Source organism: Ruminococcus sp. HUN007, assembly GCF_000712055.1.
GTDB lineage: Bacteria > Bacillota > Clostridia > Oscillospirales > Ruminococcaceae > HUN007.
Map to the genome: position 1 here is coordinate 836,635 of NZ_JOOA01000001.1, position 22,615 is coordinate 859,249.

The 22,615-nt window shown below is 43.8% G+C and carries 19 protein-coding genes; 4 read left to right on the top strand and 15 right to left on the bottom strand.

Annotation, left to right across the window (positions count from 1 at the left end):
- Nucleotides 1-206: 206 nt before the first annotated feature.
- Entirely contained in the window at nt 207-1,076 is an 870-nt protein-coding gene (locus CC97_RS18555) for a helix-turn-helix transcriptional regulator (protein ID WP_049962667.1), read from the top strand.
- Nucleotides 1,077-1,276: 200 nt separating this feature from the next.
- On the opposite strand, the gene CC97_RS03570 is transcribed toward CC97_RS18555, so the two are convergent.
- The 14 genes from CC97_RS03570 to CC97_RS03635 all read right to left on the bottom strand — a co-directional run bounded on the left by CC97_RS03570 (nt 1,277) and on the right by CC97_RS03635 (nt 12,385).
- The gene (locus tag CC97_RS03570; RefSeq protein WP_044973746.1) at nt 1,277-1,726 is read right to left on the bottom strand and encodes a HAMP domain-containing sensor histidine kinase; all 450 of its coding nucleotides are present in this window, start codon (nt 1,724-1,726) and stop codon (nt 1,277-1,279) included.
- A complete protein-coding gene (locus CC97_RS03575; RefSeq protein WP_044973747.1) occupies nt 1,692-2,102 on the bottom strand; it encodes a hypothetical protein in 411 nt (136 codons plus the stop codon). The genes CC97_RS03570 and CC97_RS03575 overlap by 35 nt, the downstream gene beginning before the upstream one ends.
- A complete protein-coding gene (locus CC97_RS03580; protein WP_044973748.1) occupies nt 2,092-2,883 on the bottom strand; it encodes a hypothetical protein in 792 nt (263 codons plus the stop codon). Before CC97_RS03580 ends, CC97_RS03575 begins: the two co-directional genes overlap by 11 nt.
- A gap of 17 nt (nt 2,884-2,900) precedes the next feature.
- Nucleotides 2,901-3,575: a response regulator transcription factor gene (locus CC97_RS03585; RefSeq protein ID WP_044973749.1), complete on the bottom strand. Its 675-nt coding sequence runs from the start codon at nt 3,573-3,575 to the stop codon at nt 2,901-2,903.
- A 160-nt stretch (nt 3,576-3,735) separates the two neighbouring features.
- Entirely contained in the window at nt 3,736-4,344 is a 609-nt protein-coding gene (locus CC97_RS03590) for a flavin reductase family protein (protein WP_044973750.1), read from the bottom strand.
- Between the two features lie 16 nt (nt 4,345-4,360).
- The gene (locus tag CC97_RS03595; protein WP_044973751.1) at nt 4,361-6,157 is read right to left on the bottom strand and encodes a GGDEF domain-containing protein; all 1,797 of its coding nucleotides are present in this window, start codon (nt 6,155-6,157) and stop codon (nt 4,361-4,363) included.
- Nucleotides 6,158-6,162: 5 nt separating this feature from the next.
- The gene (locus tag CC97_RS03600) at nt 6,163-7,164 is read right to left on the bottom strand and encodes an NAD(P)H-dependent glycerol-3-phosphate dehydrogenase (RefSeq protein WP_044973752.1); all 1,002 of its coding nucleotides are present in this window, start codon (nt 7,162-7,164) and stop codon (nt 6,163-6,165) included.
- A 20-nt stretch (nt 7,165-7,184) separates the two neighbouring features.
- Nucleotides 7,185-7,838, bottom strand: coding sequence for a glycerol-3-phosphate 1-O-acyltransferase PlsY (gene plsY / locus CC97_RS03605; RefSeq protein ID WP_044973753.1), 654 nt, complete (start codon nt 7,836-7,838; stop codon nt 7,185-7,187).
- 17 nt (nt 7,839-7,855) lie between these two features.
- Nucleotides 7,856-9,187 (bottom strand): ribosome biogenesis GTPase Der, encoded by a 1,332-nt coding sequence (gene der / locus CC97_RS03610; RefSeq protein ID WP_044973754.1) that lies wholly within the window; start codon nt 9,185-9,187, stop codon nt 7,856-7,858.
- A gap of 72 nt (nt 9,188-9,259) precedes the next feature.
- Nucleotides 9,260-9,442, bottom strand: a complete 183-nt coding sequence (rpmF, locus tag CC97_RS03615; protein WP_044973755.1) for a 50S ribosomal protein L32 — start codon at nt 9,440-9,442, stop codon at nt 9,260-9,262.
- Nucleotides 9,443-9,471: 29 nt separating this feature from the next.
- Entirely contained in the window at nt 9,472-9,921 is a 450-nt protein-coding gene (locus CC97_RS03620; RefSeq protein ID WP_044973756.1) for a DUF177 domain-containing protein, read from the bottom strand.
- Between the two features lie 79 nt (nt 9,922-10,000).
- Nucleotides 10,001-10,408: a hypothetical protein gene (locus CC97_RS03625; RefSeq protein WP_044973757.1), complete on the bottom strand. Its 408-nt coding sequence runs from the start codon at nt 10,406-10,408 to the stop codon at nt 10,001-10,003.
- A gap of 64 nt (nt 10,409-10,472) precedes the next feature.
- Entirely contained in the window at nt 10,473-11,807 is a 1,335-nt protein-coding gene (locus CC97_RS03630) for a glucose-6-phosphate isomerase (RefSeq protein WP_044973758.1), read from the bottom strand.
- A gap of 347 nt (nt 11,808-12,154) precedes the next feature.
- Nucleotides 12,155-12,385 (bottom strand): HPr family phosphocarrier protein, encoded by a 231-nt coding sequence (locus tag CC97_RS03635; RefSeq protein ID WP_044973759.1) that lies wholly within the window; start codon nt 12,383-12,385, stop codon nt 12,155-12,157.
- Between the two features lie 257 nt (nt 12,386-12,642).
- On the opposite strand from CC97_RS03635, the gene mtaB reads away from it, so the two are divergent.
- Both mtaB and CC97_RS03645 read left to right on the top strand, forming a co-directional pair.
- Entirely contained in the window at nt 12,643-13,965 is a 1,323-nt protein-coding gene (gene mtaB / locus CC97_RS03640) for a tRNA (N(6)-L-threonylcarbamoyladenosine(37)-C(2))-methylthiotransferase MtaB (RefSeq protein WP_044973760.1), read from the top strand.
- A gap of 148 nt (nt 13,966-14,113) precedes the next feature.
- Entirely contained in the window at nt 14,114-17,824 is a 3,711-nt protein-coding gene (locus CC97_RS03645) for a phosphoribosylformylglycinamidine synthase (RefSeq protein WP_044973913.1), read from the top strand.
- A gap of 122 nt (nt 17,825-17,946) precedes the next feature.
- Here the strand turns inward: CC97_RS03645 and CC97_RS03650 are convergent, their stop codons facing one another.
- The gene (locus CC97_RS03650) at nt 17,947-19,023 is read right to left on the bottom strand and encodes an SGNH/GDSL hydrolase family protein (protein ID WP_044973761.1); all 1,077 of its coding nucleotides are present in this window, start codon (nt 19,021-19,023) and stop codon (nt 17,947-17,949) included.
- A 423-nt stretch (nt 19,024-19,446) separates the two neighbouring features.
- Between CC97_RS03650 and CC97_RS18560 the strand changes: the two genes are divergently transcribed.
- Nucleotides 19,447-22,599, top strand: coding sequence for a glycoside hydrolase family 11 protein (locus tag CC97_RS18560; RefSeq protein WP_049962668.1), 3,153 nt, complete (start codon nt 19,447-19,449; stop codon nt 22,597-22,599).
- Nucleotides 22,600-22,615 lie beyond the last annotated feature (16 nt).

Here is a 22,615-nt window from a genome sequence, read left to right on the forward strand (position 1 = left end):
TAAGGATATTCTTGAACAGGAAATTAATGAATGATACATATCAGTTTCAAAGCAAAATCACGCCGCCGGCGTGATTTTTTTAGGTAGCGCACCGAAGGTGCACCGAGGGCGTAAATGCGTGATTCTCGCTATAATAGATTGCCAAAGTTCCGCTTTTATGTTATGATTATATCAACAGAAAAGCACTAAAACAGGATGGTGATCGTATGGATAAAGTAAAAACCGGTGCTCTGATCAGAGAAGCACGTACAAAGAAAAACTTAACTCAGTGTGAGCTTGGTGACCTCATAGGTGTTACCAACAAGGCAGTTTCCAGATGGGAAAACGGAGAAAGTTTTCCGGACGTCGGTGTTATTGAAAAGCTGTCGGAAGTGCTTGATATACACATACAGGATATCGTAACCGGCGGTGAAAAAATCAATGATTACAAGGAAGAAAAAATGGAAAATGTTTTCATAGATATTATCCATTCCATGAAACAGGATCGTCGTAAAATGTTCTTCAGTATTACATCGATAACAGTGCTGACATTCTTACTTATGGCAGGAACACGAAAGGATTATAATTATTCGAATATTCATGACAGACTCGGTGCAAACTCATGGATCGAATTTCCTGTACGGCTGATGATATTTTTCCTGATTATGATGATATGCGGCAAATTCATACTGAGATCTTTACCGGATACCAGACATAAGATATTTGAGAAAAGAAATAATCTCCAGCTCCCAGCATTGGCTGCAGGTCTAATCATAATTCCTGCGATCATTTTACTGTCAATTCATTTCTCATCTGCAATTCCCGAAAAACCTGCTTTTTATTTCAGAATCGCAGCTATATTGCCATTTTTCATTTCTTACACAAGTTTTATAAATGAACTGTCAACAGATGATTTCAGTCTGTACAAACTTGTTTTGGCATCTTCGACAATGTTTCTTGTTGTCGGATACAAAAGCGATTGTTCCTATATAATATCAAAGGAAATCTTTTTCCGGAATATTATTCTGATCCCGATTTTGATCTTGGCGGAAACAGTATTAATGATACTGTTCATCCGCAGAAGAATATACCGTTAGATCTGATACAAAAAGCACGCCGGCGGCGTGCTTTTTTTCTATAGCGCACCTTTAGGTGCACCGTTTCTGATTAGAATTTCACTTCTGCTTTGAATTCATTGTCCGTACATGAAATATTCAGTCTGAAGCCGTTAAGTGCTGCTGCACGTTCGGCGATGGAAAGGCCGAGGCCGCTGCCGCCAAGATTGCTTCTGGACTCCTCACCGCGGACAAAAGGATCTTTGAGCTTTCTGGTATCTATCTTTCCGTTTACGGTATTGGAAATGACCAGTTTTTTTTCTGTCAGCTGTTACTTTGATACTACCGTTATCCGGTGTGTATTTCACTGCGTTGGAAATGAGGTTTTCCACTATCTTTTCGAAAGATGTTGATTCGGCCTTGACTGTCGCGCTGCCTTCAAGTGAAAAGCTTATATTATTCTGTTCAAGCAGCGGCTCATATTTCTTCACTACTTCACTTACTACCTTGCCCACATCGGTCGTTTCATACTTAAATCCAGCGTTTCCGTCCATGCTGTTGAGCATAAGCGTCCTGCTCATGGTAGAGTCTGCAAATTCCACGTTTTCGATTATAGCTTCAAGATATTCCTTCTGTTCCTCGTCTGTCAGCTTTCCGTCAAGGATGTTCTCGGCGTAGCCGCCTATCGCCATAAGCGGTGTTTTTCATATCGTGTGCAAGATGGTTGGTAAGATCCCGCTCGTAGTCTTCCAGCGCGTATTTCAGTTTGTTTTTTAAATATTTATTACGGCAGATCAGAGATGAGATAATGATAACAAACAATACAAATATGATAATGTATCTAATGTAAATTCTATAAAATTCAGGTGTTTTATATTTCAGTGTATTGATGAGGTAAACCGAATACTTCTTGTTATCAAGCCAAATGTAAAAATGATCATATTGAAAAATATCTGTTTCAGACATCAGTTTATCATAGGTTTCTTTATCAGATATTCCGGCAGAATTATATTTCAGGTTAAAATACCCTGCAATACGGTCAATATCTTCTTTGTTTTCACCACACACCCATGCGTTTCCGACAGTAGACGGATACGCATTTTTTTTCATCATTTCTGAATTCAATAAGTTCATAATTTTCATTGTCTGCAGTTACAGATAAATCCCTGTGAACGACTAACTCATTATCAGCCCCATACCCTTCATAGCTGGCTACACATGGTATAAATGTGCGTTCTGTTCTGTTGACATAAGCACTCTTTACGCTGATATTCAATGATAATGAATTTTTCCTGCCGCTCATAATATCATTCCAGAAAATATCAGCTTCCTTATTCTCGCCCTTTTTGAACACATAATAATCGTTGTCAGTATTATTTTTACCAAATAATATTCTGAGAAGAATACGTTCAGTTCCGGAGGCAACTACATTATTATTTTCATCCAGAACCACTGCTGCTGAATGACATCCAGGTGATCGGTTATATGATCCTATAATATAGTCGCTGGAAGTACTTGTTCCGCCCATAAATGAAGGATTTATAATCGTATTTTCATAAAACGTTCTGTAAATATCATTTATATGAACTTCATTGTATGCTTTGTCTGCAAGCATATTCTCAAACTGATCCAGTTTATCCTGAACATCTGAAGAATTACTGATACGGATTGCATCTTCCTGCAGCCACTTAACATTTGCCGGATCGTTAAGCTGGTATGAAATTGTATTCGTAAGCAGCATCCACTGAATCTGCGCGTACACAACGCACACCGCCAAAGCCACTGACGTTGTTTTTATAATAAGTCCCTTCAAAGTCTCTCGTTTTGTTTTCTTAAATCTCTTTTTCATACACATTCAGCTCCTTCTTAATTGTCCGTGAGCTTATATCCTCTGCCGATTGCGGTATGTATCTGTTTTCCGGCTTCGCCGAGCTTTTTCCTCAGACGCTTTACGGTGTTATCCACCACACGGTCAACGCCGAAATAATCTTCTCCCCATACCTTGTCAAGCAGGGTGTTGCGGTCAACCACCCAGCCCTCGTGATTTATCAGATAACTCATTAACGCAAACTCCTTCTGCGTCAGGTCAACTTCCTCATCACCTACACAGCAGATAAGCTTTCTGGTATCAATGCTTATGGCTCCGCATCTTACAACGCTGTTCTGTATCCCCTCATTGCGTTTTACCACTGCGGTGCATTTTGCGAAAAGAGCAGTTAAAAGAAATGGCTTTACTATGTAGTCATCGCATCCGAGATCATAGCCGTGAAGGATATCCTCCTCGCGGGCTCTTGCTGTTATGAATATGACCGGTATGTCGCTGCGGCGCCTTATACTGCGGCATACTGTAAATCCGTCGGCACCCGGAAGCATAATATCAAGCAGGACCAGCGAATAACCGTCAAGTCCCTGTTCAATGGTATCAAGAGCGTCAGTGCCGTTATGCACTTCTGTTATCTCCGCACCGTTGTTAGTAAAATACTTCGTTATTACCTTACAGATCTGCAGATCATCTTCAATAAGCAGAATTTTCATTGCCATACCACCTTTCCTGCTCTTCTGATACTGATTATATCAGAGTCATGTAACATTCGTGTAACAAAACGAGTTCATTGCTGTATAAAAAAATCTCAGATACTAATATCAATATCTGAGATCAATAATTATTCTTTCCGTCTGCAAACTAAAATCAGGACTAGTATCAGCTTTTCTGCTTGATGTCTTTCACAGGCTTTGTTTTCTTCTTTGCCGGCTTCTTTCTCACCGAATACCCGAACTCGCCGAGTTTTCTGCCGAGTGAGAAATATTCACCGTGGGAGTAGGCCATAAGGCCTGCCTGCTGGAGATTTAGCTTGCCTTTGCTGTCGATATATCTTTCCTCGATATCCACGGCAACGACCTCGGCGATGAACATATCGTGCGTGCCGAGATGCTTTACTTCAGTGACCTTACATTCAAGACTCAGCGGGCTTTCCGAAATAACAGGTGCCTCCACCTTTGATGCCTTTTCCTTGTGAAAACCACACTTTTCTATTTTGTCTATCTTACTGCCGGAACGCACTCCGCAGAAATCAACTGAATGTGCCATTGCCGAAGTTGTGAGATTGATAACAAATTCTCCGCTTCTGCGAATTATTTCATAGGAGTGTCTGCTCGGTCTAACTGAAATGTACACCATCGTCGGATGGGTATTGATTATTCCAGTCCAGGCAACAGTAAACACATTTGCCTTTTCCATTGTTCCGCAGGAAACGAGCACAGCCGGAAGCGGTGCCATGAGTGTTCCCGGTTTCCATGTTACCTTAGGCATTTAAATCAGCTCCGTATTACAGTATTTTCTTAAAGATCACTTTTCCGAGTATGTTCATAAAGCTTACATCCATCTGCGGCCACTTCTTGAAAAGACGGGTCAGTTCAAATGAGATCATACCCTTTACACCATTTTCATCAGCAGTTATACACTGTACAGCAGCCTTGACATCATCTGCCTTCATACGGGCATATGCGCTGGCGTTGCGCCCTTCAAGAATATCAGTATTATCCATGACAAACATTCCGTCTGATGAGAAATTGTCAGTATAGCCGTCATCCATGAGATAATCAGCACAGTCTCCGTCATACGATTCCGGATACGAAAGCTTAAGCTTCATATCATCTCCTGTATAAATACGAATGCGGTCTATGTCAAAAGCAGAGACTATAGTCATAAGTGCATCAGAAACAGTCAGGGTTCCGTCTGCTGTAAGTCCTGTAATCACCGAAGCGGTAACTCCTGTCTTGTCAGAATTTCTCCGGTCACCGGAAAGTGCTGTCTTTATCGCCTTTGAATCAGTTTCATCAACAGCACCGTGTTTTTCACGATTGTAGATAACATATCTGTCCTTGCCTTTTTCCTTAGCTATGTAAAGCGCTTTGTCAGCTGTTCTGAAAAGCTGCTCGTATGACAGCGCATCATCAGGAAATCTGGCTATGCCCATTGAGCAGGTGATCCTGAGGCCGTCAGCTTTCTGAGCACACTGCATGCCTATGTTTGAACGTATAGCCCTCAGAATGCTTCTGATCTCCATTTCGCCCGGCACGTCATCAAGCACCACCATGAACTCATCGCCGCCTATACGGCCTGCTGCGCCCTTGCTGCCTGTCTCCTTCTTGATGACCGAAGCAGCAGTACAGATTATGTCATCTCCGAAAAGATGTCCGTAGGTATCATTTATATACTTGAAATCATCAATATCGATTATAGCAATGGTTACCGAATTCTTTTCACCGGATGTTATATGGCTGTACGCATAATTGGTCACGGTCTTCTTGTTGAAAAGCCTTGTAAGCGGATCAAGACTTGCTTCAAATGACGGACCTGCTGCTGACAGCGGATCTTCCACTGCCTTTCTGGCAGTAATAAGTCCGAGAACCACCCTGTTACCGTCACTGTCTGTCTCGGAGAAACCACTGAAGTTCTGCAGCGACAGCTGATCACCGTTTGTCATTATTCCTGTTGTCATTTCAAAGCTGAACCTTGAAATGCCGGCCTTTACGCTTTCAAAGAAACTCTCGAAAGTCTCACGGCTGCTGTCGGCGATAAGACCGTCAGACAGAGCATGAAAACGAAAATAATCAAAGTCCTCATTCAAAAATACCGTATTGACATTATAGTCGAATGAATAGACGTAGAACCTGTTGGTAAGGCTGCTGTATTCAAAGATAACAGCTTCCTGAACGCTCATAAGGAACCGGAACCGCTCAATAATGTTTTCAAGTCCGGTCGTACTCTTTTCAAGTTTCACAGCGTCCTTTACAACAATGTCGGTAAGTCTTGTTCCGTGCGAAAGCATCTGAACGTTCACTGACATTTTTATAATCATCCAGCGATAATCATTCTGTGCGCTTTTCATGCGGATCACGCAGTGTCTTACTTCATCGTCGCCAAGTTCCAGAACTGTTTTTTTAAAAAACTCAACATCATCCGGATGGATGGTACGTGTCATGGAATAAAGAGTATCATTACAAAAATACTGATAGAAATTCTCATCGGCGCTCTGCGTATGAAAACTCTGGTCAATTGTCACACGGCCGATCCTGTATCCGGAAACACTGTCACCTGAATCAAAAAAACATAGCGTCACTCCTGTTATTTCAGCGGCATCTCTCTTTCGTATCTGGTCGGACGGTTCATAAGGGCTTTTATCGGTTCCTTTACATCTCCGCCTTCAAACAGGATCTTGAAAAGCTGCGCTGTTATAGGCATCTCCACATTCATCTTCTGCGCCAGTCCGTAAGCTGCCTTACAGCAGTAGTAGCCTTCAACTGTACCTACCTGCTTTACAGCCTCATCCGGAGACACACCCTGTCCGATAAGAGTTCCTGCGCGTCTGTTTCTGCTGTGAAGACTTGTACATGTAACAATAAGGTCACCTACACCGGTAAGGCCGAAGAATGTGTCAAGTCTTGCTCCCATGGCAACACCGAGACGTGCAATTTCCGTAATACCTCTGGTCATAAGCGCAGCAATAGTGTTGTCGCCGTAACCGAGGCCGTCGCATATACCGGCACAGAGAGCAATAATATTCTTAAGCGAACCGCCAAGTTCACATCCGATAACGTCATCGTTAAGATAAATTCTGAGTACATCGTTAGAGAATGCTTCCTGAACAGCTACAGCTGCTTTTTCGTCCTCTGAAGCTGCTGAAATAGCTGTAGGGATCTTTCTGGACACCTCTTCAGCGTGTGAAGGACCTGAAAGAGCAACTATAGGTGAATCCTTTACTTCCTCACGGATGACTTCACTCATTCTGAGATAGGTTCCGTCCTCAAGTCCCTTGCTCGTATCCACTATAATCATTTCAGGTTTTATATACGGAGCAGCCTGTCTTACTACCTTGCGGACAAATATAGACGGAACGCCGATAACCACCATCTCTGCATCGGAAACACATGAAATATCAGCTGTAAATTCAATACTTTCAGGTATTTTTACACCCGGCAGCTTATCTTTGTGTTCCCTGTCGCGCTTAAGGCTTTCTATTTCGCTCTCAAAAGCAGACCACATGGTAACACTGTGGCCGGATTCAACCGCCATTATGGCGATGCTGAGGCCAAATGCTCCCGTTCCTAAAATAACTATCTTAGACATATTACGTCCCCCTTTTCAGATCATTTTTTTGAAAATGAAAATTTATTCTCTGTTCCCTCTTTAAGTCTCTGAATGTTTGCACGATGCATATACACTATGAGAATACCGCTTAAAGCGGCAAAGCCGGTATGAACAAGTACAGGACCGAGTTCGAGGTGCCTGATAAAATACTGCATGACAAATGTTACTATCGGATACGCAACAGCAGCAGTGATCGAAGAAACTGAAACGTATTTTGTAATAACAAGCATTATTATAAATACAGGAATTACAACGGCAAATGTAAGCGGATCAATGGCAAGAAGCACTGTCGCAGTGACAAGCACGCCCTTTCCGCCCTTGAAACCGTACCATACCGGAAAAACATGACCGAGCATTACAAGCAGCCCTGCTATGTATCCGACAGTCATTATATCACCTGTAAATCCGGCAGCTTTTACAACCGCCTTTATTACGAGGATCGTCAGACATCCCTTTAAAAGATCGGAAACAAGAGTTGCAAGTGCCGGGCCTTTTCCGAAGCATCGCAGAACATTGGTAAGCCCTGCGTTTTTGCTTCCGAATTCCCTTATATCTTCATGCTTAAGAAGCTTTGTCACGATGATAGCTGAATTGCAGCTTCCGATAAGATAGGCCGCTATGCAGCAGAATACAATTACTATATAAGGCAGCATTAGTTATCCTCCGCAGTTTATTTTGTATCTTTCTTGTCACGTTCCCTGACAATGAATCTGACTGGAGTTCCGTCAAGTCCGAATGTCTGACGTATCTGATTTTCGATATATCTCTGGTATGAGAAATGGAACAGCTCCTGATTATTTACGAATGTAACAAAAGTCGGAGGATTTGTTGACGGCTGAGTCATGTAGTAGATTTTCAGTCTCTTGCCCTTGTCTGAAGGAGGCTGAACTCTTGTAGTTGCATAAGACAGAACATCGTTGAGCATACCTGTTGAAATTCTTATCGAATTCTGTTCGTGAACATGTTCGATCATTTCATAGAGTTTGTCAACTCTCTGACCAGTCTTTGCTGAGATGAACAGAAACGGTACATATGACATAAAACTGAAGTCATTTGCAAGCTTTGTTCTGTACTCGTCCATTGTCTTTGTGCTCTTTTCAATAAGATCCCACTTGTTCACGACAACGATCGATGCCTTACCCTGTTCATGAGCATAGCCAGCAACTTTTGAATCCTGCTCAGTAAAGCCTTCAACGGCATCGATAACGATAACGCAGACATCTGCTCTGTCAACCGCCATGTATGCACGGAGAACACTGTAGCGTTCAATGTTTTCAGTTACCTTGGACTTTCTTCTTATACCTGCTGTATCGATAAAAACAAACTTTCCGTTTTCATTCTCAATAAGCGTATCTGTAGCATCACGTGTGGTGCCTGCAATATTTGATACGATAACTCTCTCCTCACCGGCTATACGGTTGATAAGAGATGACTTTCCTACATTAGGCTTTCCTATTACAGCTACTCTTATACAGTCATCGTCGTAATCATCACTGTCATCTTCCGGAAAATGAGTAAACACTTCATCAAGAAGATCACCTGTACCGTGGCCGTGAGCAGATGATATAGGAAACGGATCACCGAGTCCGAGATTGTAGAATTCGTATACTTCAGGAGGAGTATCACCTATAACGTCGCACTTGTTTACTGCAAGAACGACAGGTTTTCCGCTTTTCTGGAGCATGGTCGCAACGTCGTAGTCACTTGCTGTTACACCGCACCGCACATCTGTTACAAGAACTATTACATCTGCTCTTTCGATAGCAAGCTCTGCCTGTCTTTTCATCTGTGAGAGAATAACGTCATCGGTCTTTGGCTCTATACCGCCTGTATCGACCACCATGAACTCTCTTCCTCTCCATTCGCACTTTGAGTAGATACGGTCTCTGGTAACACCAGGAGTATCTTCAACGATGGAAAGGCGCTTGCCTATCAGTTTATTAAAAAGTGTAGACTTTCCCACATTCGGTCTGCCTACAACTGCTACTACCGGTAATGGCATTTAATAACCTCTCTTTCCTAAAAAAAATTAGAGGAGAATCGCTTCTCCTCTAATAAATGGTAAGCGGGTTAATTACGCTTCCTTCTTAATTACTTCAACGCCCTTATAGAAACCACAGTTCTTGCAAACCTTGTGTGGTGAAGTGAGTTCTCCGCAGTTTGTGCACTTGCTAAATGCTGGAGCTTCTAACTTCCAAACGTTTGAACGTCTTGTGTCACGTCTTGCCTTAGACGTTTTTCTCTTTGGTACAGCCATGATTAAACCTCCTGTCAAGCATAATTTTACTAAGATGAAAAGCAATCACACTGCGATTCATTCAAATTACAGCCGCACTTCATACACAGTCCCTTACAGTTTTCATCGCAAAGGAGCTTGCTCGGCAGCTGTAAAAGTAAATCCGAAATTGCAATTTCTTTCAAATCAATGCTCTCGTTATCCGCAACAATATATTCATCATTGTCTGTTGACAGGGACTTGACGATAATGTGTTCAAATTCATATGAATATGAACGGTCAAATTCCTTCAGGCATCTGTCACATATAATGTTCAGGGTAAACTCAGTGGCAAATTTAATCTTAACTATTCCGGCGCGGTTATAAACCTGACCTTTTATGTTTACCGGTGTAGCGAATGTGTAGCCCTGAATGTCAGTAAGCTCTGACGGTTCGACAGAAACATCGACCGGCATAGACTCGCCCGGTAAGTTGAATATTTTTCTGAGATTAATAGTCATTGTTAAACACCCTTAGAGCATCACAAAAATTATTATACCAAACTAAAGACTGCTTGTCAATAGTTTTTTTCTTTTTTGATCAGCCTACGTACTTTGTAACTGAAGCTGGCATTTCGCTGTTGTTAGCTGAAACAGTGAATACGATAGTTGTTGCATCACCTGTAAGAACTGCAAGCTTGTCGAGCATCTTTCCGAAAGCATCAAAATCCTTGCCGCCTATCTTAAGGATACCGTCAACAAAGATCTTTTCGATGTCGTAGTTGCCTGCGAGCATACCGGAAACGAAACCGTAGAAAGCATCGAAGCCGTCAACCTTGTAGTATTCAGTATCGCACCATCTGATCTTGTAGTTGATCTGTGTTCTGAGGTTAGAACCTTTTTCGATGCATACAAGGCTTCCGTTTGTTGAAGCAATTGCTTCGTTCATCATGTCGATGATTATCTTTGTTTTACCTGTTCCCTTTTCACCAGTAATTAATTTGATCATAATTTTCTCCGTTTCCGCCTCCGCTTAAGGAAGGCTGTTTCCTCAATAATTTATTTTTTGTTTATCAGTAAAGCTTTGCTTCAAGCGCTGCCTTCTTGTCTTCGTAACCCGGCTTGCCGAGAAGTGCAAACATGTTTGACTTGTAGCTTTCAACACCAGGCTGGTTGAATGGATTTACTCCGAGGAGGTAACCTGAAACTGCGCATGCCTTTTCAAAGAAGTAGATCATGTAGCCTACGCTGAATTCTGTTGTGTCTTCGAGTTCGAGAACGATGTTAGGAACACCGCCTTCTGTGTGAGCTATGATAGTACCTTCTTCAGCCTTCTTGTTTACAACAGACATGTTCTGGTTTGTAAGGAAGTTGAGGCCGTCAAGGTTTTCAGCGTCATCTTCAAGGAAGAAGTCTTCTTCAGGCTTCTTTATATCCATTACAGTTTCGAACATTATTCTTGAACCTTCCTGGATGAACTGTCCCATTGAGTGAAGGTCTGTAGAGAATGTTACAGCTGAAGGGAAGATACCCTTGTTGTCCTTGCCTTCGCTTTCGCCGAAGAGCTGCTTGTACCATTCAGCCATCATTGTGAAGCTTGGATCGTAAGAAACGAGGAGTTCCACGCTCTTGCCCTTTCTGTAAAGGATGTTTCTGAGAGCTGCGTACTTGTAGCAGTCGTTGTTTTCAAAATCAGCTGTGTAATCATTCTGTGCAGCCGCTGCGCCCTTCATGAGAGCATCGATGTCGCATCCTGCTGCAGCGATAGGAAGAAGACCTACTGCTGTGAGAACTGAGAATCTGCCGCCTACATCATCAGGTACTACGAATGTTTCATAACCTTCTGTATCAGCAAGTGACTTGAGTGTTCCCTTTGCTCTGTCTGTTGTGCAGAAGATTCTTTCCTTTGCACCTTCCTTGCCGTACTTGTCGATTACCATCTTTCTGAATACTCTGAAAGCAAGTGCAGGTTCAGTTGTTGTGCCTGATTTTGAGATAACATTTACTGAAAAATCCCTGTCCTTGCAGATAGAAATAACTTTATTAAGATATGTAGGGTTGATGTTGTTTCCTACGAAGTAGATGTCAGGTGTATCCTTTTTAAGATTGTTGTAGAAAGGAGACTTGATAAGTTCCATTACAGCTCTTGCACCAAGGTAAGAACCGCCGATACCGATTACGATAAGAACCTCTGAATTCTTCTTTATTTTTTCAGCAGCAGCCTTGATTCTTGCAAATTCTTCCTTGTCATAGTCTGTAGGAAGACTGAGCCAGCCTAAAAAGTCGTTTCCGAGACCAGTCTTGCTGTGAAGAAGTTCAACAGCCTTTTCGACCTGAGGCTTGATCCCTGCCATTTCATCGCTGCCAACGAAACTTTCAAGATACTTTGCATTTAACTTAAGTGTCATAGTATATGGACCTCCATAAAATATTACTTACCTTATATCAATTTTACTATATTATGTGTTTTTTTGCAAGCCGATTATTCATTATTATACAGTCTCTACAATATCAGTCTGAATTATTTGAGTATTTTCACTATAATTCCCTCTGATTTCTGTTGGAATTGTTGTTTTAAGTCCCGCAAACCAGTGCAATTAATGTGAATTCTCACAAGAAAAAATACACAAAAAAGCACAAGCAGACATTTCCTGACATCTGCCTGTGCGTATTCAGGAAAAAGCCGGTCAGAACGCCTGTTTACGCTGTCCGGACATACCGGTCTGCCGTCCGGAATGTGTTTCCTGAAACATAATTATTTTGAAGCAAGAAAAGGTGCTACCGCAGCCTTGAATCCTTCATCGTCAGTATCAGCATTCATGTGTACAGGCTTTTCAAGATCAAGACTGAAAATGCCCATGATCGACTTGGCATCAACCACATATTTTCCTGAAACAAGTTCTATACTGAAATCATATTTTGAAACTACGTCAACAAATTTCTTGACTTCTGAAACCCCTGATAAAAGTACATTTTCTGAATACATCAAAAATACCCTCCGTATTGTTAATGAAAACCAGTTCCCGACGCAGAAAACAAACGGGTAAATCCCCTTTCATGCATACAGAAGCAGCGTTTTCTTATTCGGAATGTCTGCTCCGAAACATGTTTTCAGACAGACACTTACTGATAAATCATACACCTTATTTTTATGATAGTCAAGTCATTGAATTTTTTTTGTGAGAATAGTATAATTGAAATATTGTCAATCACAGACTATTATTTAAAAAGGAGACACACTTTTTGAAAGTATTTTTCGTTACATTCGGCTGCAAGGTAAATACCTATGAAACAGGATGCATGGCAAAAACATTTGCCGAAAAAGGATTTACCGTCTCAGATACCGCCGAAGGATCTGATGTTATCGTCATAAACTCGTGTACAGTAACTTCGGCAAGCGACAAAAAAGTCCGTCAGTCCCTCAGAAAACTGCGGCACGAAAATCCTGATTCGCTGATCATACTGACCGGATGCTATCCTCAGGCCTTTGAGGAAGAGGCAAAAAAGATCACCGAAGCAGATATAATAACCGGAACCCGTAACCGTTCTGAAATTGCCGGTCTGGCATTAAACGCTCTTTCATCATCAAGCCGCACAAAAGAAGCGTATATCCAGCAGTATACCGGACATGAAGCATTTGAACCGATGTCATATGATTCCAATGAACGAAAGACGCGCGGCTTCATCAAGATACAGGACGGATGCAACCAGTTCTGTTCGTACTGCATAATTCCGTTTGCCCGCGGAAGGATCCGTTCAAAACCTCCGGAGGACATAGCCAGCGAAGTTACCGCCCTTGTAAAAAACGGCTACCAGGAGATCGTTCTTGTAGGTATCAATCTTGCTTTCTACGGCGCAGAAGCCGGACTTTCACTCACCGACGCCGTTGAAACAGTCAGCCGTGTGGAAGGTGTGAAACGTATAAGGCTCGGCTCTCTTGAACCTGAGATGATATCCGGCGATGATCTTCTGAAACTTAAAAACACTGAAAGTTTCTGTCCCCAGTTTCACCTTTCGCTTCAGAGCGGATGCGACAGAACTCTTAAGGCAATGAACAGAAAATACACCACCGCAGACTACACAAGACTTGTTTCTTCCATAAGAAACATTTTCCCTGACGCCGCTGTCACAACTGACGTTATGGTCGGTTTTCCGGGCGAAACGGAAGAAGACTTCGAAGAAAGCATGGAATTTGTAAGAAAGACTGCCTTCAGCAAAATACACGTCTTCCCTTACTCACCGCGTTCCGGCACAAAGGCGGCAGCCATGCCTGACCAGATAAACAGCAGCACCAAAAGCGAACGCGCAGCCCGCATGACTGAGCTCGGACATGAACTTGAACGTGAATTTCTCAGGGCACAGGTCGGCAAAACAGTACCGGTACTGTTTGAAAAAGAAAACTGCACAAGTTTTCACAGGGGATACAGCCCAAATTATACATTAGTTAAAATTAAAAGAGAACCCTCAATAAAAAGTTTGCGCAACAGCATTTTTTATGTTAAAATAAAAGAGTCTATGAACGGATTCTGCATCGGCGAAATAATCCCTGCGGAACCGAAAGGGTAAACGCTTGATCTCTTCATCGTTTACTTTCAGCCGGTCTGCACACGGCAAACGTGATTTGCGGATGTGCAAAGGCAATAAAATAAAATTTCCGCTGCCTGCTGCGAAGTGACCTGAAAACACAGCCGGATGCGGAGAAATGGAGTTTAACATGTCTGTATTTAGAATCTATGTTGAAAAGAAACCAGAATTTGCAGTAGAAGCAAAGTCAGTTCTCAGCGATGTAAGAACAGCTCTCAGGCTAAGCTCTCTTGAGAATATCCGTATTCTCAACCGTTACGATGCCGACAAACTTACAAAGGAAAAGTTTGAATACGCAATTAACACTGTATTCTCAGAACCGGCGGTTGACATTACTTACAGTGAAATGCCGGCTGTTTCAGCTGACGAAAGAGTATTCGCTGTTGAATATCTTCCGGGTCAGTTCGACCAGAGAGCCGACAGCTGCGAACAGTGTATACAGATCCTTTCCCAGGGCGAAAGATGCAGAGTAAAGAATGCAAGAGTCTACATTGTAAGCGGAAAGCTTACAGATGCAGAATTCGATAAGCTCAAGGCATACCTCATCAACCCTGTTGAAAGCCGTGAAGCTTCTCTCGATACATTCGATACACTCGACGTAAAATACAATATTCCTACTGAAGTAGCCACACTCACAGGATTCACAGGCTACGGTGAAGACGAACTCAGAAAATTCGTTGAAGGCTACGGCCTCGCAATGGACTACGACGACATCTGCTTCTGTCAGGAATACTTTAAGAACACGGAAAAAAGAGATCCTACAATTACCGAGATCAGAATGATCGATACATACTGGTCAGATCACTGCAGACATACAACATTCTCCACAAACATTGAAAATGTTGAAATAGAATCACCTTACATCAGGGAATCATACGAACTTTACAGAGAACTCAAGAAGGAACTCGGCCGTGAAAACAAGCCGATGACTCTTATGGATCTCGCTACTATAGCTGTAAGAAAGCTTAAGAAGGACGGACTTCTCGATGACCTCGACGAAAGCGAAGAGATCAACGCATGTTCAGTAAAGATCAAAGTTGACGTTGACGGTAAGGACGAAGACTGGATCCTCATGTTCAAGAACGAGACACACAACCACCCTACTGAGATCGAACCTTTCGGCGGTGCGGCAACATGTCTCGGCGGCGCTATCAGAGACCCGCTTTCAGGACGTTCATACGTTTACCAGGCAATGAGAGTTACAGGGGCTTCAAACCCTCTCGTTCCTGTTGAAGATACTATCAAGGGCAAGCTCCCGCAGAGAAAGATCGTTGTTGGTGCCGCAAACGGCTACAGCTCATACGGCAACCAGATAGGTCTTGCTACAGGACACGTAACTGAGATCTATCACCCTGGCTACGTTGCAAAGAGAATGGAGATCGGTGCTGTTATCGGTGCTGCTCCTGCTGAAAACATCAGACGTGAAAGACCTGTTCCGGGCGATGTTGTTATCCTCCTCGGCGGCAAGACAGGACGTGACGGCTGCGGCGGTGCAACAGGTTCTTCAAAGTCACACACAGCTTCATCACTCGAAAGCTGCGGTGCTGAAGTTCAGAAGGGTAATCCGCCGGAGGAAAGAAAACTCCAGAGACTTTTCAGAAACAAAAACGTTACTTCAATGATCAAGCGCTGCAACGACTTCGGTGCAGGCGGTGTATCAGTTGCTATCGGTGAACTTACAGACGGTCTTCTCATCGACCTTGACTCAGTACCGAAGAAGTACGACGGCCTTGACGGCACTGAAATTGCAATTTCAGAATCACAGGAAAGAATGGCAGTTGTTATCGCTGCTGAAGATACAGAAAAATTCATGGCTGAAGCTGCAAAGGAAAACATCGAGGCTACCAAGGTAGCTGATGTTACAGACGACAGCAGACTCAGAATGAACTGGAACGGAAAGACTATCGTAAACCTTTCAAGAGAATTCCTTAACTCAAACGGTGCCGTAAAGCACACTGACGTAAGAGTTACAGAACCGGTTACCGGAATAGCTCCTGAATACTCAGACAACGCTGAAGGCTGGACACAGATGATTTCCAACCTCAACGTATGCTCACAGAAGGGTCTCGTTGAAAAATTCGACTCAACAATCGGCGCAGGCACTGTTCTTATGCCGTTCGGCGGTGTTTACCAGCTCACACCTTCACAGGCTATGGCTGCTAAAATACCGGTACTTAACGGAGAAACAACAACAGCTTCGATCATGGGCTGGGGCTATAACCCTGTAATAAGCGAAAAGAGCCCTTATCACGGTGCTGTACTCGCTGTTATCGAATCTATCGCAAAGGTCGTAGCAGCCGGCGGAAGCAGCAGAAAATGCTGGCTCACTTTCCAGGAATACTTTGAAAGAACACAGAATGATCCGGCAAGATGGGGCAAGCCTTTCGCAGCACTTCTCGGTGCACTGAAGGCTCAGCTTGAATTCGGATGCGGCGCTATCGGCGGCAAGGATTCAATGTCCGGTACATTCGAAAACATAGACGTACCTCCTACCCTCGTTTCATTTGCTGTTTCAACTGCAAAGAGCGGTAAGATCGTTTCACCTGAATTCAAAAAGCCAGGCAGCAGCGTAGTACTCATCACTCCTAAGTATGATGAAAACGGACTTCCTGATTTCGACAGCGTAAGAAGATGCTTTGAAAAGGTAGAATCCATTGTTGAAGCAGGCCGTGCAAATGCTGTATGGACAACTGCAGGCGCAGGTGTTGCTGAAGGTATCGCAAAGATGTGCTTCGGTAACAAGCTCGGCTTCAGATTTACAAAGAAACTTGACGAGGAACAGCTCTTTGCTCCGTGCTACGGTTCATTCATCGTTGAAATAAACGGTCCTACAAAGGGAAGCGAATCAGTTATCGGTGAAGTAACATCAGAGGCTGTTATCGACAATATCGACTACACAGTTTCAGTAGAGTCACTTCTTAATGCCTGGGAGTCAAAGCTTGAACCTGTTTACCCATGCATCATAAAAACTGAAGACACAAAGCCTGAAGCTTACAGATATGACAGGAAAAATACTGCAAGACCGGCTGTTAAGATCGCAAAGCCAAGAGTTCTCATTCCGGTATTCCCTGGCACAAACTGCGAATATGATACTGCAAGAGCTTTTGAAAAGGCAGGCGCAGTTACTGAAACAATCGTAATAAAGAATCTTTCTGCTTCAGCTATCGAAGAGTCAGTAAACGAAATCGAAAAGGCTATCAGAAACTCACAGATCATCATGATCCCTGGCGGTTTCAGCGGCGGTGACGAGCCTGAAGGAAGCGGTAAGTTCATCACTGCATTCTTCAGAAATGCAAGAATAAAGGATGCTGTTCACGAACTTCTGAAAAACCGTGACGGTCTCATGCTCGGTATATGCAACGGTTTCCAGGCTCTTATCAAACTCGGTCTCGTACCGTTCGGTGAGATCACTGACATGACTGACGAATCTCCTACACTTACATTCAATACTATCGCAAGACACCAGTCTATGATGGTAAGAACAAGAATCGCTTCAAACAAGTCTCCATGGCTTGCACGTACAAGTGTTGACCAGATCCACTCCATTGCTATTTCACACGGAGAAGGCCGTTTCGTAGCTCCTGAAGCACTTATAAAGAAGCTTGCTGAAAACGGACAGATCGCTACACAGTATGTTGACATGAACGGCGACCCTACTATGAATATCAGATTCAATCCGAATACATCCATGGCAGCCATTGAAGGTATCACTTCACCTGACGGACGTGTTCTCGGTAAGATGGGTCACAGCGAAAGAAAAGGCACTGACGTCTGCAAAAACGTTCAGGGTGACAAAGATCAGTTTATCTTCGAAAGCGGCGTAAGCTATTTCGCAGACTGATACATTATAAATATACAATTACAAACAGAAAGAGCATCTTCCCGCAAGAGAGGATGCTCTTTCTGTCTTATGTCGAAATGAAAAATCAGCGTTTCCTTTAATTTTTCTGTAGTTGCGGATTATCAGCTCACGCCAAACTCAATAAGAATAAAGTCTTTCTTTCTGTCCTTTACCTTGAGTTCAACTGAATGTCTGCCGCGTGTTTCAAAACTGAATACGTTCTTTAAAACGACATTTCCCCAGCCATAAATGCTTCTTCCCTGCAGTACGGCTTTCTTTTCTCCGTCGATCATTACATCAGCATCGCTGAAACGATCTGTCTTGTCATGTACGTAGGCAGCAAAAAGTGTCTTGAATTCACCTTCAAATCTGACACTTGCATCATTTGTTCCGGTATACCGGACACCATTGTTGAAATACTCGCCGTATTCCGGACAGGATATTTCCTCAAACCCCTTTTTCCTGATCATTGCATCATCTGTACTGAAAGTATGGTAGTCAGCATAATCAAGGGAATAAAGAGCTTCCGGAAGAACGTATTCCGTATCTTCAGTTTTGTCAGCTGCCTCCTTCAGTGCCTTGGTTACGCAGTCAGCAATAAAGCGGTGTCCCCATGTATTAGGATGAATGACATCATCGGAATATACTGACCAGTCAAACCCTTCATCCAGCAGCTGCTTGATAGAATCTGCCACACTTACCGATAAAAGATCATAGTGCGAACCGATCATTTTCATATATCCCTGACATGTGTAAAGCGATTTGTTAATAAGGAAAATCAGCACTACCGCCGGTTCTGACGGAAGAGCAAGTATGCGTTCAACAAGACTTTCATAGGAAACTATGTGGTCGTGACCGCATTCATTATTAACCGCATATTCAATAAATACTATATCGGGATCTGCTTCAGTGATTACTTTATCGGTAATGGATAAACCAATAAAGGAATTTGCACTTTCGGTAGATAGATTTGTGACACTGAAAGTTTTATCCGGATACTCGCTGCGGAAAAATTCAGCTACATGATCCGTGTAATTTTTTTCAAGATACTGTTTTCCATCCCAACCCTTCGTGACGGAACCGCCGGCAAATGCAAGATTCACATTTTTTTTGCCGAGTGCCCTGCGGAGTCTGAGACTGTTGCCGACGTTGTACAGAGAACTGCTTATAGCGTTCACGCAGTCAATATTCTTGTTCATTAAGACCACTCCGTTGCAATAATATCAATGATCATTATTTTATCTGACCATATTTCTGTTATTATAATATCACATTAGCAGGAATATTTCAATCAGATATTTCAGGATATTGTAACTATATAATACTCAAAGCATATATTTGAGGTATAAAAATATTGATATATGAGTTATACCAGATATCATATCATAAAAGGAATTAAATTACAGTGTCAAACTTATGCCATATCTGTGCAACATATTCGTCATATTATTTTGTGCAGAACATCAGATCGTAAACTGAATTTACAGTATTTAATCTATGAATTTTCGGCGTAACACTTTTGACATAACACAGGCACACTTTAAACACTAAAAAGACAAAATTGTATAAACTTGACATTATTCTGATATGTGCTAAAATGATCATGAAAGAGGTGATACAGAATGAACCACAAAAAAGTTTTAAGCGGTTTCATCGCATTATCAATGGCAATTTCAGTCGCAGCTCCGGCTGAACTGATCAGCTTATCGGACGTCCTTACAGTTAAGGCAGCTGATCAGGCCGGACAGAAATTCACTGTAGGCAACGGTCAGAATCAGCACAAGGCCGACAATGTTGACGGCTACAGCTACGAGATCTGGCTTGACAACACAGGCGGAAGCGGTTCAATGACACTTGGAAGCGGCGGTACATTCAGCACAGAATGGAGCGCTCAGGTTTCAAGCGGTAACTTCCTTGCACGCCGAGGCAGAAACTATGACGCTACAAAGAAAGCTACCGAATACGGTCCTATCGTAATGGACTACGCTGCTGACTATTCAGCAAGCTCACAGGGTAACTCAAGACTCTGCGTATACGGCTGGATGAAGAATCCTCTCGTTGAATACTACATCATCGAAGACTGGGTAAACTGGTGCCCGAAACCAAACGGTGCAAGCAAAACAGTTACGATCGACGGTGCTGAATACGAGATCTTCCAGCTCGACCACACAGGTCCTACTATCCTTGGTACAACAGAAACATTCAAGCAGTACTTCAGCGTTCGTAAGTCAAAGAGAACATCAGGTACTATTACTGTTTCAGATCATTTCAAGGCATGGGCAGACGCAGGCTGGAACATCGGTAACCTTACAGAAGTTGCTCTCAACGTTGAAGGATGGGAAAGCAGCGGTAAAGCTAACGTAACAAAGCTTTCTATCGGTACAGGCAGCGGTGGAAGCAGCAATACTCAGCAGGCACCGCAGCAGAATCCGGGACAGAATCCGCAGCAGGACACACAGCAGAACCCTTGGGGCGGCGGGGATCCGAACCAGCAGAACCCTTGGGGTGGTCAGATGCCTTGGGGTGACCAGAACCCTAACGGCGGCGGAGATCCGAACCAGCAGAATCCATGGGGCGGTCAGATGCCTTGGGGTGACCAGAACCCTAACGGCGGCGGAGATCCGAACCAGCAGAATCCATGGGGTGGTCAGATGCCTTGGGGCGACCAGAACCCGGTAGCTGCACAGGATCCGAACCAGCAAAACCCTTGGGGCGGCCAGATGCCTTGGGGCGATCAGAACCCTAACGGCGGTCAGGCACCGCAGGGTCAGCAGAATTCCGGACAGACCGCTGCAGCAGATTTCACCTTCGGTGATATCAATGACGACACAAAGATCGACATTACAGACCTTTCACTCCTTGCTGTTCATCTGATCGACAAGACTAATTTCACAGATAAGCAGAAACTGTCTGCTGACGTTGCATATAACGGAAGCATTGAACTTGCTGACCTTGCAACACTCAGACAGTTCATATCAAAGGTTATTACAAAACTCGGTGAAGGTTATACAGCACCTGCAAATCAGCCTTCTTCACAGCAGCAGCCTCAGCAGAATCCGGGACAGCAGCAGCCTCAGCAAAATCCTGAACAGCAGAATCCATGGGGCAGTCAGATGCCTTGGGGCGACCAGAACCCTAACGGCGGCGGAGATCCGAACCAGCAGAATCCTTGGGGCGGCCAGATGCCTTGGGGTGACCAGAATCCTAACGGCGGTCAGGCACCACAGGGACAGCAGCCTCAGACACAGCAGCCGGGACAGGGCAGCTTCACTGCAAACGGACAGAAGTTCAGCGTAGGCAACGGCCAGAATCAGCACAAGAATGACAACGTTGACGGCTACAGCTACGAGATCTGGCTTGACAACACAGGCGGAAGCGGTTCTATGACACTCGGCAGCGGCGGTACATTCAGCACAGAATGGAGTGCTCAGGTTTCAAGCGGTAACTTCCTTGCACGCCGAGGCAGAAACTACGATGCTACAAAGAAGGCTACAGAATATGGTCCGATCGTAATGGACTATGCAGCTGACTATTCAGCAAGCTCACAGGGTAACTCAAGACTCTGCGTATACGGCTGGATGAAGAATCCTCTCGTTGAATACTACATCATCGAGGACTGGGTAAACTGGTGCCCGAAACCAAACGGTGCAAGCAAAACAGTTACGATCGACGGTGCTGAATACGAGATCTTCCAGCTCGACCACACAGGTCCTACTATCCTTGGTACAACAGAAACATTCAAGCAGTACTTCAGTGTCCGCAAGTCAAAGAGAACATCAGGTACCATCACAGTATCAGATCACTTCAAGGCATGGGCAGCTGCAGGCTGGAACATAGGTAACCTTACAGAAGTTGCTCTCAACGTTGAAGGATGGGAAAGCAGCGGTAAGGCTAACGTAACAAAGCTTACTATCGGTACAGGCAGCGGTGAAAGCAGCAATACTCAGCAGGCTCCGCAGCAGAACCCTGGACAGAATCCGGGACAGAATCCATGGGGCGGCCAGATGCCATGGGGCGGCGACCAGAATCCTAACGGCGGTCAGAATCCTGGAGAACAGCAGGTACCTCAGCAGACAGCCAAGTCCACAGGTTCAAAAGGTAAGGTTCAGAACGGTGTATGGACATCAGATGCTGATGTTTCATGGATCGATGCTTCAAAGCCAATGGTTGCTATCGCATTTGATGACGGCCCGATTGCTAACTCACAGAATCCTGGCAGAATCCACAAGGCTCTTACTCAGAACGGCTTCCACGCAACATTCTTCTACTGGGGCGAAAGAATTGCCGGCAACGAGCAGGAAATCAAAAATGCTTTCAATGCAGGTTTCGAAGTAGCTAACCACAGCTGGACTCATCCGAACCTCACGGGACAGGGTGACAAGGGCAAGAGCGAATATCAGAGATGCAAACAGGCTCTCGATGCTATCATCGGCGGCGACAATGATTACCTCTTAAGACCTCCTTACCTTAACTTTGATTCAGGCGTAGGTCAGGCAGTAGGTGTTCCTTGTCCGAACTGCGGTCTTGACACAAAGGACTGGGACGGTGCTTCAAAGGATCAGATCCTTAACACTCTCAAGTCTGCTCTTTCAAACGGATCACTCAGAAACAAGGTTGTTCTCTGCCACGAAAACTATGACACAACAGCAGGCGCTATGGAAGAATTCCTCCCATACCTCAAGAGCCAGGGCTGGCAGTGTGTAACAGTTTCAGAAATGTTCAAGGCACAGGGCAAGACAATGCAGGCTGGTCAGCTTTATGACGACTGCAGATAAAAGTCTTATATCACAA